A 12233-nucleotide genomic window follows, 5' to 3' on the forward strand; every position below is an offset into this window, starting at 1 on the left:
CCCGTGCCGCAGCTGCCGACGGCGCTCGCGGCCGTGCAGGGCAGGGACGCCGTCGCGAGCCTCCTCGCCGGGCCGCTCGGCGGCGTGCTCTACGCCGTCGCGCACGCGGTCCCGCTCGCCGCGGCCGCGATCGGGCACCTGGCGACCGCCGTCTGCACGTGGCTCGTGCGCGAGCCGCTCAACGGCGACGTCGCCGCGGCGCGCGCGACCCGCCCCGCGGAGGCGCTGCGCGAAGGGCTCCGGTTCGTGTGGTCCGTGCCGCTGTTCCGCGCTCTCCTCGGCCTGTTCGTCGTCATCAACGTCGCGTTCGGCGGCCTCATGGTCGGCATCAACCTCGAGCTCGTGCGCACGGGCACGGCACCGCTCCTCATCGGCCTCGTCGACCTCGCGGTGGGCCTGGGCGTGCTCGCCGGCGCGGTCCTCGCGCCCCGGCTCGTCGCGCGGTTCCGGGCGGGCGTCCTCGTCGTCGGCGCGCTCGGCACGCTCGCGGCGGCCGCCGTGGCGATGGCGGCGCTGAACACGTACGTCGGGTACGTCCTCCTGCTCCCGCCGGCGCTCCTCCTGGTCCCCGCGGCGAACGCCTGCCTGTCCGGGTACGCGGCCGCGATCACGCCGCCACAGCTCCAGGGGAGGCTCTCGTCCGTCCTGGGGCTCACCGGCCTCGCCGCCGGGCCCTTCGTGCCGCTCGTCGGGAGCGGGCTCCTCGAACGGTTCGGGCTCGGGACGGCGCTCGTGGTGCTCGCGGGGCTCCTCGTCGTCACCGTCGCCGTCCTCAGCACCGTCCGGTCGCTCTGGCGCGTCGGCACCCCCGACACCTGGGCCGACGACGCGGCCGCCCTCGCCGCGTCGGGCGTCGTGCCGGACGAGCCCGGGCCGCCCGGGGCGGGCCGGTAGACTGGGCGACGGCCGCGACTGGCGAGGGTGGGAACGACCACCGGGGAGCGGCCGGATCAACCTGCTGGTGCGTCGACCGCCTGGGCGCCTGGGTTCAGCCACTCGGTACCGGTGCACCGCCGGACCGCGACCGCGACCCAGAGGAGCCCCTCGTCATGTCCCACCCGGCCCCGCACGTGCCCGCCGCCCCCGACGTCCAGCTCGCCGACGACTCCCAGCGCCCCGTGCGGCGCGCGCTCCTGAGCGTCTACGACAAGACCGGCCTCGTCGAGCTCGCCACGGCGCTCCACGCGGCGGGCGTCGAGCTCGTCTCCACCGGCTCCACCGCGTCGACGATCGCCGGCGCGGGCGTGCCCGTGACGAAGGTCGAGGACCTCACCGGGTTCCCCGAGTGCCTCGAGGGCCGGGTCAAGACGCTGCACCCGCGCGTGCACGCCGGCATCCTCGCGGACTCGCGCAAGGCCGACCACCTCGCGCAGCTCGACGAGCTCGGCATCGCGCCCTTCGAGCTCGTCGTGGTCAACCTCTACCCGTTCGCCGCCACCGTCGCGTCGGGCGCAGGCCAGGACGAGGTCGTCGAGCAGATCGACATCGGCGGGCCCTCGATGGTCCGCGCGGCCGCGAAGAACCACCCGAGCGTCGCCGTCGTCGTCGACCCGGCCCGGTACGACGACGTCGTCGCGGCCGTGCAGGCGGGCGGGTTCACCTACGCGCAGCGCAAGGCGCTCGCGGCCGCCGCGTTCGTGCACACCGCGACGTACGACGTCGCGGTCGCGTCGTGGATGGGCAACGTCGTGGCGCCCACGGACGCGGTCGAGACCGACGGCGAGACCGTGAGCACCGGGTTCCCGGCCTGGATCGGCGCCACGTGGGACCGCGCCGACGTGCTGCGCTACGGCGAGAACCCGCACCAGCGTGCCGCGCTCTACACCAACGGCCACGGCGCGAGCGGTCTCGCCCAGGCCACGCAGCTCCACGGCAAGGCCATGAGCTACAACAACTACGTCGACGCCGACGCCGCCTGGCGCGCCGCGCACGACCACGACGCGCCCGCCGTCGCGATCATCAAGCACGCCAACCCGTGCGGCATCGCCGTCGGCACCGACGTCGCCGAGGCGCACGCCCGCGCCCACGCGACCGACCCCGTCTCGGCCTACGGCGGCGTCATCGCGGCGAACCGCGTCGTCACCCAGGCGGCCGCGGAGCAGATCGCGCCCGTGTTCACCGAGGTCGTCGTCGCGCCCGGCTTCGAGCCCGAGGCGCTGGAGGTCCTCCAGGCCAAGAAGAACATCCGCCTCCTCGTCGTCGACACCCCGCCGACGACGTCCGTCGAGACCCGCCCGGTGAGCGGCGGGCTGCTCGTGCAGAGCACCGACCGGGTCGACGCCGTCGTGACGGACGCCGACGGGAACGTCACCGGCGGGGACGACCCGCAGCACTGGAACCTCGTCACCGGCGAGGCCGCCGACGACGCGACGATCGCCGACCTCGCGTTCGCGTGGCGCGCGATCCGGGCCGCGAAGTCCAACGCGATCCTCCTCGCGAACGACGGCGCCGCCGTCGGCGTCGGGATGGGTCAGGTCAACCGGGTCGACTCGTGCCGCCTCGCGGTCGAGCGCGCCAACACCCTCGCCGAGGGCGAGGAGCGGGCACGCGGCGCCGTCGCGGCGTCCGACGCGTTCTTCCCGTTCGCCGACGGCCTGCAGATCCTGCTCGACGCGGGCGTGCGCGCCGTCGTCGCGCCGGGAGGGTCGATCCGCGACGCCGAGGTGATCGAGGCGGCGCGGGCGGCGGGAGTGACGATGTACTTCACGGGGACGCGCCACTTCGCGCACTGACACGACCCTCGCTCGACGGCCCCGCCGGTTCCCGGACCCGCGGGGCCGTCGAGTACCGGGCGTCAGGCGAGCGCGTCGCGCAGGCGGCGGCTCGGGTCGAGCGCCACGTCGAGGTCGACGCGGAGGCGGCCGGTGCGGTTCATCGCCTTGCGCACGGGGCCGACGTCGCGCGGCGAGTCGACCAGGAGGACCGCCCGGACCTCGGCGACCCGACCGTCCGGGCCGTCGTCCGTCGTCGCGCCGACGTGCGACCCCGGGGCGAGGTAGAACGCGGCCCAGCCCTCGTGGCCGGTGGCCCCGCCCGACGGGTCGCCGCGGAAGAGCACGTCGTCGGCCTCGTCGGGCACGCCGAACAGGGCGAGGTCGTGGCCGAGCTGCTGGGAGAACACGTACGGGGCGTGCCCCGGGCCGGTGTCCTCGTCGCCGAGCATCGCGGCGACCGTCGCGTCGGGGTCGTGGAGCGCGGCCGACCAGTGGCCGCCGGGGACGGCACCGAGCGCGGGGTGCTCGCGGGTCGCGCAGTCGCCGACGGCCCAGAGCCCGTCCAGCCCGCGCACGGCGCCGGTCGCGTCGACGGGGACGCTGCCGCGCACGTCGCGCGGGACCGCGCCGTCGAGCCAGTCCGTCGCGGGGCGAGCGCCCACGGCAGCCAGCACGAGGTCGGCCGGAACCTCGCGCCCGTCGGCGAGCCGGACGCCGTCGGGACGGACCTCCGCGACCGCGGCGCCGGTCACGAGCTCCGCACCGACGGCGGCGTACCAGGCCACGAGGTGCGCGCCGACGCCCGGTCCGAGCTGGCGCCGGAGCGGGGTCGGGGCCGCCTCGAGGACCGTGACGCGCGCGCCCGCGCCGGTCGCGACCCCCGCCAGCTCGGCACCGATCCAGCCCGCGCCGACGATCACGAGGCGGAGCCCCGGCCGCAGCGCGCCGCGCAGGTCCTCGGCGTCCCGCGCGGTGTGCAGGACGCGGGCGTGCTCCCAGCCGACGGGCCGCACGGGGGTGGAACCGACCGCGAGCACGACGGCGTCGGCGGTCCGGCGCTCGCCCGACCGGGTCGCGACCTCCCACGTGCCGCCCTCGGGCGCAGAGCGTCGCCCCAGCCCTACCGCGGGGTCGGCGAGGCGGACCTCGTCGGCGAGGGCCTCGACGTCCACGCCGAGGTCCTCGGCCAGCCACGCCGGGCTCGTGCGACTCAGGAGCTCCTTCGACAGCGGCGGCCGGTCGTAGGGGGGCACACCCTCGGCACCGAGCAGCGTCACGCGCCCGGCGTACCCCCGACGACGGAGCGCGCCGACGGTCTGGGCGCCGGCGAGGCCGGCGCCCACGACGACGACCGACGAGGGGGGCTCCGGGACCGCCTCGGGGCGTTCCCCGCGGTGCGGAGACGGTGGCGGGAGGACCGGCGGCTCGGCGGACGACATGCACGTCACGCTAGGCCACGACGGTAGGCTTCCGGGCGTGGAAGGTGCAGCAGCGTGACCGACGTCACCGCGGACGGGGGGACGCGCCACCGGCCGCCGACGACGCTCGTGCCGGCGTGGCACCACGTCGAGGACGAGCCGGGCGACGGAGAGCCCCCGGCGGGTGCCCGGCCCGACGGCGAGGCCCGGCCGCCGGTCCCGGAGCCTCCCGCGAGCCTCGCTCCGTCCCGCCAGCCCGCGATGTGGCTGGTTCTCGCGGGCGTCGCGGTCTCGACGCTCGTCGCGGTGCTCGTCGGTGCGCGCGCCGGCTGCTTCACGCTCGCTGCGCTGCTCGCCGTGGCCGGGGTGTGCCGCGCGGCCGTCCCCGGTCCCGGCCCCGTCGGGATCACCGTGCGCTCGCGCGGCCTGGACGTCTTCTTCTTCCTCGCGCCCGCCGTCGTCATGGCGTTCCTCGCCCTCAGCCTCGACCAGGGCGAGATCTGACCCCTCGCCGCGAACGACGACGGGCCCGGACCGCGGTCGCGGTCCGGGCCCGTCGGCGTCGAGACGTCAGGCCTTGGGGGTCTCGCCCGTGCCGGGCGCCTCGCCCGCCGCGGGCTCGTCCGCCTCGACGACCTCGACGACCTCCTCGACCGCGACGACGTCGCCGTTCTCGTCCGTGACGACGACCTCCTCCTCGACGACGGCGGCGACGGCACCCGCACCGGCGGCGCCGGCGGCGCCGGCCGCCGCGCTGTACGCGGCGGTGGCCTCGTCGTCGGCGTCGGTCAGCGAGACGACGCGGTCCTCGCCGAGGAGGTCGTCCTGCTTCGGGGCGAACGCGAACGCGCGGTAGAAGAGGCCCGCGATCGCGGCGCCGAGGAGCGGGGCGACCCAGAAGACCCACTGCTGCTTCCACAGGTCTCCGTCGCCCGCGAAGATCGCCGACGCCATCGAGCGGGCCGGGTTGAGCGACGCGTTGGTGATCGGCGCGGCGACGAGGATGAGCGCGGTCAGCGTGAGGCCGATGACGACGGGCGCGTACTGGACGCTCGCGCGCTTGTCGGTGACGCCGAGGATCACGCCCACGAACACGGCGGTGACGATCGTCTCGACGAGCAGCGCCTGCACGAGGCCGAACTCCGTGCCGCCCTGCGACGCCGTCGCGAGCGAGGAGAAGCTGCCGTACCCGTTGGCGGTCGCGACGAACACGCCGCCGCGGCCGTCCTGCCCGAGGAGCTCGGGCAGCGACGACGGGACCGTCGCGAGCAGCACGAGCCCGGCGAGGATCGCGCCCACGAGCTGGGCGACCCAGTAGGGCAGCAGGTCGCGCCAGGCCGTACGGCCGCCGATCGCGGCGCCGAGCGTCACGGCGGGATTGAAGTGGCCGCCGGACACGTTGCCCACGGCCGCGGCGCCCGCGATCACCGCGATGCCGCCGGCGAGGCCGACGGCCAGGGCGTTCTGCTGGCTGACGAACGTGTAGAGCGCCACACCCACGATCGCGAGGACGAGGAAAAACGTGCCGAAGACCTCGGCGCCGAGACGCGCGAGGAGGCTCGGCTGGACGACGGCGACGGTCTCCGTCGGCGCGGGGCGCGGGTCGTCGACGAAGCCCTCCGGTGCGCCGGGAGCGGTGGTGTCCTGGGACATGATGATCCTGTCTGGTTCGGTGGGTACTTCGGGCAGTCCCGGCCCGGCCGCCACGGTGCGGCACCGGGAGGCGGTCGGGACGACGGCACGATGCCTGACCGAGTGCCCGGCCATTCCGGCATCTGGGGGCATCTTGCCACCACCACCCGGGAGATGCGTGGAAATCAGCGGTGCTCCACCTGAGAACGGACGTCCCGTCTCACGATGCGGTCGGTTCGCCGGGAACCGCGAAAGTATCTTGACGTCGAGAAGTCGAGTACCCTGGACCGCGGTCAGCAACGCCCCTGTGTGCGACGGACCGGGCCCCCACGGGCCGCACGGTCGCCGTCCGGCTCCCGGGGGCACCAGTCCCCGACAGTTGGAGCGATCTGCGCATGGGCAAGATCAAGGTCGTCAACCCGGTCGTCGAGCTCGACGGCGACGAGATGACGCGCATCATCTGGCAGTTCATCAAGGACCGCCTCATCCACCCGTACCTCGACGTGGACCTCAAGTACTACGACCTGTCGATCCAGAACCGCGACGCGACGGACGACCAGGTCACCGTCGACGCGGCGAACGCGATCAAGCAGTACAACGTGGGCGTCAAGTGCGCGACGATCACGCCCGACGAGGCGCGCGTCGAGGAGTTCGGCCTCAAGAAGATGTGGGTCTCGCCCAACGGCACGATCCGCAACATCCTCGGCGGCGTCGTCTTCCGCGAGCCGATCATCATCTCCAACATCCCGCGCCTCGTGCCGGGCTGGAACAAGCCGATCATCATCGGCCGTCACGCCCACGGCGACCAGTACAAGTCGACGAACTTCAAGGTCCCGGGCCCCGGCAAGATCACGATGACGTTCGAGCCGGCCGACGGCTCCGAGCCGCAGAAGTTCGAGGTCGTGACCATGCCCGAGGAGGGCGGCGTCGCGATGGGCATGTACAACTTCAACGAGTCGATCCGCGACTTCGCGCGCGCCTCGTTCGCGTACGGCCTCCAGCGCGAGTACCCCGTGTACCTCTCGACGAAGAACACGATCCTCAAGGCCTACGACGGCGCCTTCAAGGACATCTTCCAGGAGGTGTTCGACGCCGAGTTCGCCGAGGCGTTCGCCGCGAAGGGCCTCACCTACGAGCACCGCCTCATCGACGACATGGTCGCCTCGGCCATGAAGTGGGAGGGCGGGTACGTCTGGGCCTGCAAGAACTACGACGGCGACGTCCAGTCCGACACCGTCGCGCAGGGCTTCGGCTCGCTCGGCCTCATGACGTCGGTCCTCATGACCCCGGACGGCCAGACCGTCGAGGCCGAGGCCGCGCACGGCACGGTGACGCGCCACTACCGCCAGCACCAGCAGGGCAAGCCGACGTCGACCAACCCGATCGCGTCGATCTTCGCCTGGACGCGTGGCCTCATGCACCGCGGCAAGCTGGACGGCACGCCCGAGGTCACCGAGTTCGCGCAGACCCTCGAGGACGTCGTCATCAAGACCGTCGAGGCCGGCCAGATGACGAAGGACCTCGCGCTCCTCGTCGGCCCGGACCAGGAGTGGCTGACGACCGAGGACTTCCTCGCCGCGCTCGACGAGAACCTCAAGGCGCGCCTGGGCTGATCGCCCACCCGCACGCCCGACGGCGGCGCCCCTCTTCGCAGGGGCGTCGCCGTCGTCGTCTTCCGGACGCCGTCGGGCTTCCGAGCGGTTCGCGTTGTGGGAGAGTGAGCGCATGACTTCCCCCGTGAACGTGACGGTGACCGGCGCGGCCGGTCAGATCGGCTACGCACTGCTCTTCCGTATCGCGTCAGGCCAGATGCTCGGCACCGACACCCCCGTGCGCCTGCGCCTCCTGGAGATCCCGCAGGGCGTCAAGGCCGCGGAGGGCACCGCGATGGAGCTCGACGACTGCGCCTTCCCGCTGCTCGCGGGCATCGACATCTTCGACGACCCGACCGCCGCGTTCGAGGGGACGAACGTCGCGCTGCTCGTGGGCGCGCGCCCGCGCGGGCCGGGCATGGAGCGCGGCGACCTGCTCGAGGCCAACGGCGGCATCTTCAAGCCGCAGGGCCAGGCGATCAACGCGGGCGCGGCGGACGACGTCCGCGTCCTGGTCGTCGGCAACCCGGCGAACACGAACGCGCTCATCGCGGCGTCGAACGCGCCGGACGTGCCGAAGGACCGGTTCACCGCGATGACGCGCCTGGACCACAACCGCGCGCTGACGCAGGTGGCCAAGAAGGCGGGCGTGCCGGTGTCGGAGGTGCGCAAGGTGACGATCTGGGGCAACCACTCGGCGACGCAGTACCCGGACATCTTCCAGGCGGACGTCGCGGGGACCCCGGGCGCACGGCTCGCCGAGGACCGCGAGTGGCTCGAGGGCACGTTCATCCCCACGGTCGCGAAGCGCGGCGCGGCGATCATCGACGCGCGCGGCGCGTCGTCGGCGGCGTCGGCGGCCAACGCCGCGATCGACCACGTGCGCGACTGGGTCCACGGCACGCCGGAGGGCGACTGGACGAGCGCCGGCGTCGTGTCCGACGGGTCGTACGGCGTCCCGACGGGCCTCATCTCGTCGTTCCCGGTGGTCTCGCGCGGCGGGTCGTGGGAGATCGTGCAGGGCCTGGAGCTGTCGGAGCTCTCGCGCGGGCGCGTCGACGCGTCGGTCGCGGAGCTCCAGGAGGAGCGGCAGGCCGTGGAGCAGCTCGGGCTCGTCTGAGCCGGGCTCCGGTCCCGCGGTCCGGACCGCGGGACCGGGGACGGTCCGGGGGCCGGACGGGAGCGACGGTGCGGGGCGTTCGGGGGCGGGCGACCGGGCGGAAAATCGCTGCGTCCGCGGGGGTGGGGCGCCGTAGGGTCGACGGGCCATGATCGACGCCACCCTGCCGACCGAGCAGCCCCCGAACCCCCCGACCGCCCCCGAGACCACCACGCCGGCCGGTGCCTCACGCGCGCCCGTCGACCTGGCGCGCCGCCTGGACTGGCGACGGCTGCGCGGGCCGCTGGCCGTCGTCGCGCTCCTCGCGCTCACGCTCGGTGCGGTCGGTGCCGCGCTCGGGACCGTCATCGCGGGGTGGCTCGCCGACGACCCGACGACGGCGACGCTCCAGCTCCTCGCGGTGTGCGTGATCGGCGCGGCGCTGCTCGACACCGCCGGACAGGTCGTGTGGGCAGGGGTCGTCGACCGCGCCGAGGGCCGACTGCGCGGCGACCTGCTCACGGCGGCCCTGCACCAGCCGCTCGCCACGCTCACGGAGCAGGCCGTCGGCGAGGTGCTCGACCGCGTCGACGACGACACGCACGCGGTCGGCACGCTGGTGCGCCGCCAGCTCTGGGGCGCGGGCCGCACGGTCGTCGGCGTCCTGCCGATGTGGGTCGTCGCGGGCCTGACCTGGTGGCCGGCCTGGATCCTCTTCCCGGTGCTCGGAGCCGTCGCCGCGGTGATCGTCCGTCCCATGCTGGGCGAGATCGCGCGCCGCAAGGTGATCGAGGAGGCCGCGTGGACGGACCACGCCGCCGCGTTCGAGGAGTCGGTCGCGGCACGGGACGACCTGCGCACGAGCCTCGGGCAGTCGTTCGCGGTGCGGCGCCTCGCCGAGCGCTCGGCCCAGGTGCACCACAAGTTCCAGGCCGTGCTCGTCATCGAGTCACGCATGCTCCGCAGGGCGGGCCTCGTGCTGGCGTCGCTGCTCGCCGGCGTGGCCGTCGCGGGCGCCGCGCTCGCCGCGGACGGCGACCTGGGCGTCGACCGCCTGGTCACCCTGTTCCTCGTGACGGCGATGTTCGTCGGGCAGGTGGACAACCTGGTCCACCACCTGCCGGACATCCAGGAGGGCATCGGGGCGCTCACGCGCATCCGGCAGATGCTCGCCGTCGAGCCCGAGCCCACGGGCGGGAGGGCGCTGCCCGACGGGCCCGTAGGGATCGAGCTGCGCGACCTCCACTTCTCGTACGCCGAGGGCACGTTCGCGCTCGCCGGCGTGAGCCTGCGGGTGCCCGCGGGCGAGACGGTCGCGCTCGTGGGGCGGACGGGGTCGGGCAAGTCGACCCTCGCGTCGCTGCTGTCGCGCGCGGTCGAGCCGCCGCGCGGCGCGGTGCTCGTCGGCGGCGTGGACGTGCGCGACCTGGACCTTCAGGCGCTGCGCTCCGCGGTGGGGGTCGTGACGCAGCGGACCGAGATCCTCGCGGGCACGCTCGCCGAGAACGTCGCGCTCTTCGCGGACGTGCCGCGCGCCGACGTCGAGGCCGCCGTGCGCGAGCTCCGGCTCGACGACTGGGTCGCGGGACTCCCCGACGGCCTCGACACCCTGCTGGGCCCGGGCGGGACGTCGCTCTCGGCGGGGGAGGAGCAGCTCGTCGCGTTCGCGCGGCTGCTCGTCCGCGACGTGCAGGTCGTCGTGCTCGACGAAGCGACCGCGCGCATGGACCCGCTCACGGAGGCTCGCGTCGTCGCGGCCTCGGAGCGGCTGCTCGCCGGGCGCACGGGCGTGCTCGTCGCGCACCGCCTGACGACGATCGAGCGCGCCGGGCTGCTCGCCGTCCTCGACCACGGGCGGGTCGTGCAGCAGGGCGAGCGGGCGGCCCTCGCCCGCGTCGCGGGCCCGTACCGCGACCTCCTCGCGGCGAGCGTCGCCGAGGAGGCCGCGACGGGCGCCGTCGGCGCGCACCTCGGTGCGGGCGGGGCCCTGCTCGACGGCTCCGGCGACGGCGACGGCGCGGACGCCGACCGCGCGGGGGAGTCCGTCGGGGGTCGCCGACGGCGGGGCGCGCCGCCGGTCCTCGCGGACCCGGGCGACGGGCCCAGCCTCGCGCGCGGGGTGCTGCACGCGCTGTTCGTCCGCCCCGCGTGGGGCGTCGTGGGCGCCGTGCTGTTCCTGGCGACGAGCCTCGTGTCGGCGCAGGGTGCCGTCACGGGCTTCCTCTGGGGCCGCGCGGTGCAGGACCTGGACGAGGGCTTCCCGGCGCAGCTGCTCGTGCCGCTCGCGGTGCTCCTCGTCCTCGCGCCGCTGTGCCTCGCCTGGGCGCTGTACGTCTACCCGCGCTGGTGGATCGAGGTGCTGCTGCGCGTGCGCATGGCCGTCATGGCCGGCCAGACGCGCCAGCACCGGCTCACGGCGACGCCCCCGGGCGAGGTGGTCGCGCGCGCCATGGACGCCGACCGCTTCGTCCGGTACGCGGACCGCTGGGTCGACTTCGTCAACGGCCTCGTGATCGCCGGGGTCACGGCGCTGCTCAGCGGGTCGTGGCTCGCGGGCGCGGTGCTGCTCGCCGTGATGGTCGTGTCCGCGGCGGCGTCCGCCCTCGGGCGCCCGATCGCCGGCCGGTCGGCCACGCGGTCGTCGGCGGCGCGCGCCCGGTTCGGGCGGGCGCTCGTCTCGGCGCTCGACTCGGCACGCACGGTCAAGCTCGCCGCCCGGACGCCGCAGGTGCACGCGCACCTGCGCGACGTCGACGGGGGACGCGTGCGAGCCGCGATCTTCGAGCACCGGGTGCAGGCCGCGCTCGACGGCGTCCCGCTCGTCATGATCCAGCTCGGTGTCGTGGCGGCGTGGGCCGGGCTGCTCGTCGGCACGTGGGACCTCGCGACGGCGCTCCTGGTCGCCAACGCGGTGACCGGCTTCGGCTGGTTCGGCGTGGTCGCGGGGGCGGTCGTGACGGAGGCGCCCGGCACGCGCTCGTGGCAGCGCGCCACGAGCCGGTTCGCCGGGGGCACGGACCTCATGGACCTGCCGGCCGGCGTCGACCTCCTCACCGGCGAGGCACCCGTGCCCGACCCGGGTCCCCGCCAGCCGCTCGAGCGGCTCGAGCTGGCCGACGTCACCGCGCTGCACGACGACGGCACGATCGGCGTCCAGGGCGTCGACCTCGCGGTGCGCCGCGGCGAGCTCGTCCTCCTGCTCGGGCAGGTCGGGGCGGGCAAGTCGAGCCTGCTCTCGGCGCTGTCGGGCCTCATGGAGCACACGGGGCACATCCGGTGGAACGGGACCGACGTCGTCGACGCCCAGACGTTCCTGCGGCCGGGGCAGGTCGCCCACGTGGCGCAGGTCCCGCGCGTGCTCTCGGGGTCGTTCGCCGACAACGTGCGCCTCGGGCACGAGCGCGACGTGCACGGCCCGGTCGCGGCCGCGCGCCTGGAGCGCGACGTCGTCGAGGCCGGGGGCCACGAGGCCCTGGTGGGGCACCGCGGCGTCCGGCTCTCGGGCGGCCAGGTCCAGCGGCTCGCCCTCGCGCGGGCGCTCGCGACCGACGCCGAGCTCCTCCTGGCCGACGACGTCTCGAGCGCGCTCGACGCGGCGACCGAGATCGAGCTGTGGACCTCGCTGCGGGAGCGGGGCACCACGGTGATCGGCGCGACGTCGAAGCGCGCGGCGCTCGCGCGGGCGGACCGCGTCGTCGTGCTCGACGAGGGCCGCGTCGCCGAGGTCGGGCCGTGGCGCGACCTGGCACCGCGCTGGGGTCACCTGGCGGGCTGACCT

Annotated in this window: 8 protein-coding genes and 1 riboswitch; of the genes, 6 read left to right on the forward strand and 2 right to left on the reverse strand. The window is 75.1% G+C overall.

The genetic code is table 11. From position 1 onward, the window contains the following. Together FB00_RS22430 and purH are read left to right on the forward strand one after the other, a co-directional pair. On the forward strand, positions 1 to 894 hold an 894-nt coding region (locus tag FB00_RS22430; RefSeq protein WP_047234062.1), incomplete at its 5' end, for a hypothetical protein. A 4-nt stretch (positions 895 to 898) separates the two neighbouring features. After that, positions 899 to 987: riboswitch (ZMP/ZTP riboswitch) on the forward strand. Between the two features lie 62 nt (positions 988 to 1049). Then, entirely contained in the window at positions 1050 to 2732 is a 1683-nt protein-coding gene (purH, locus tag FB00_RS16775) for a bifunctional phosphoribosylaminoimidazolecarboxamide formyltransferase/IMP cyclohydrolase (protein WP_047234063.1), read from the forward strand. A gap of 62 nt (positions 2733 to 2794) precedes the next feature. Here purH and FB00_RS16780 read toward each other — a convergent pair whose 3' ends face one another. Continuing rightward, a complete protein-coding gene (locus FB00_RS16780) occupies positions 2795 to 4153 on the reverse strand; it encodes an NAD(P)/FAD-dependent oxidoreductase (RefSeq protein WP_082141432.1) in 1359 nt (452 codons plus the stop codon). Between the two features lie 54 nt (positions 4154 to 4207). Between FB00_RS16780 and FB00_RS16785 the strand changes: the two genes are divergently transcribed. Beyond that, a complete protein-coding gene (locus tag FB00_RS16785; RefSeq protein WP_052877740.1) occupies positions 4208 to 4636 on the forward strand; it encodes a DUF3017 domain-containing protein in 429 nt (142 codons plus the stop codon). Between the two features lie 66 nt (positions 4637 to 4702). On the opposite strand, the gene FB00_RS16790 is transcribed toward FB00_RS16785, so the two are convergent. Further along, positions 4703 to 5785: an MIP/aquaporin family protein gene (locus FB00_RS16790; protein WP_052877741.1), complete on the reverse strand. Its 1083-nt coding sequence runs from the start codon at positions 5783 to 5785 to the stop codon at positions 4703 to 4705. Positions 5786 to 6159: 374 nt separating this feature from the next. Here FB00_RS16790 and FB00_RS16795 point away from each other — a divergent pair, with 374 nt between their 5' ends. From FB00_RS16795 to FB00_RS16805, 3 genes are all read left to right on the forward strand, one after another. Further along, complete coding sequence (locus FB00_RS16795) at positions 6160 to 7377, forward strand: NADP-dependent isocitrate dehydrogenase (protein ID WP_047234064.1); 1218 nt, start codon at positions 6160 to 6162, stop codon at positions 7375 to 7377. Between the two features lie 112 nt (positions 7378 to 7489). Beyond that, positions 7490 to 8476, forward strand: a complete 987-nt coding sequence (locus FB00_RS16800) for a malate dehydrogenase (RefSeq protein WP_047234065.1) — start codon at positions 7490 to 7492, stop codon at positions 8474 to 8476. Between the two features lie 148 nt (positions 8477 to 8624). Next, on the forward strand, positions 8625 to 12230 hold the full coding sequence (locus FB00_RS16805; RefSeq protein ID WP_047234066.1) for an ATP-binding cassette domain-containing protein: 3606 nt from the start codon (positions 8625 to 8627) through the stop codon (positions 12228 to 12230). The last annotated feature ends 3 nt before the right edge of the window (positions 12231 to 12233 follow it).

This window comes from Cellulosimicrobium funkei (assembly GCF_001019615.1).
Taxonomy (GTDB): Bacteria; Actinomycetota; Actinomycetes; order Actinomycetales; family Cellulomonadaceae; genus Cellulosimicrobium; species Cellulosimicrobium cellulans_E.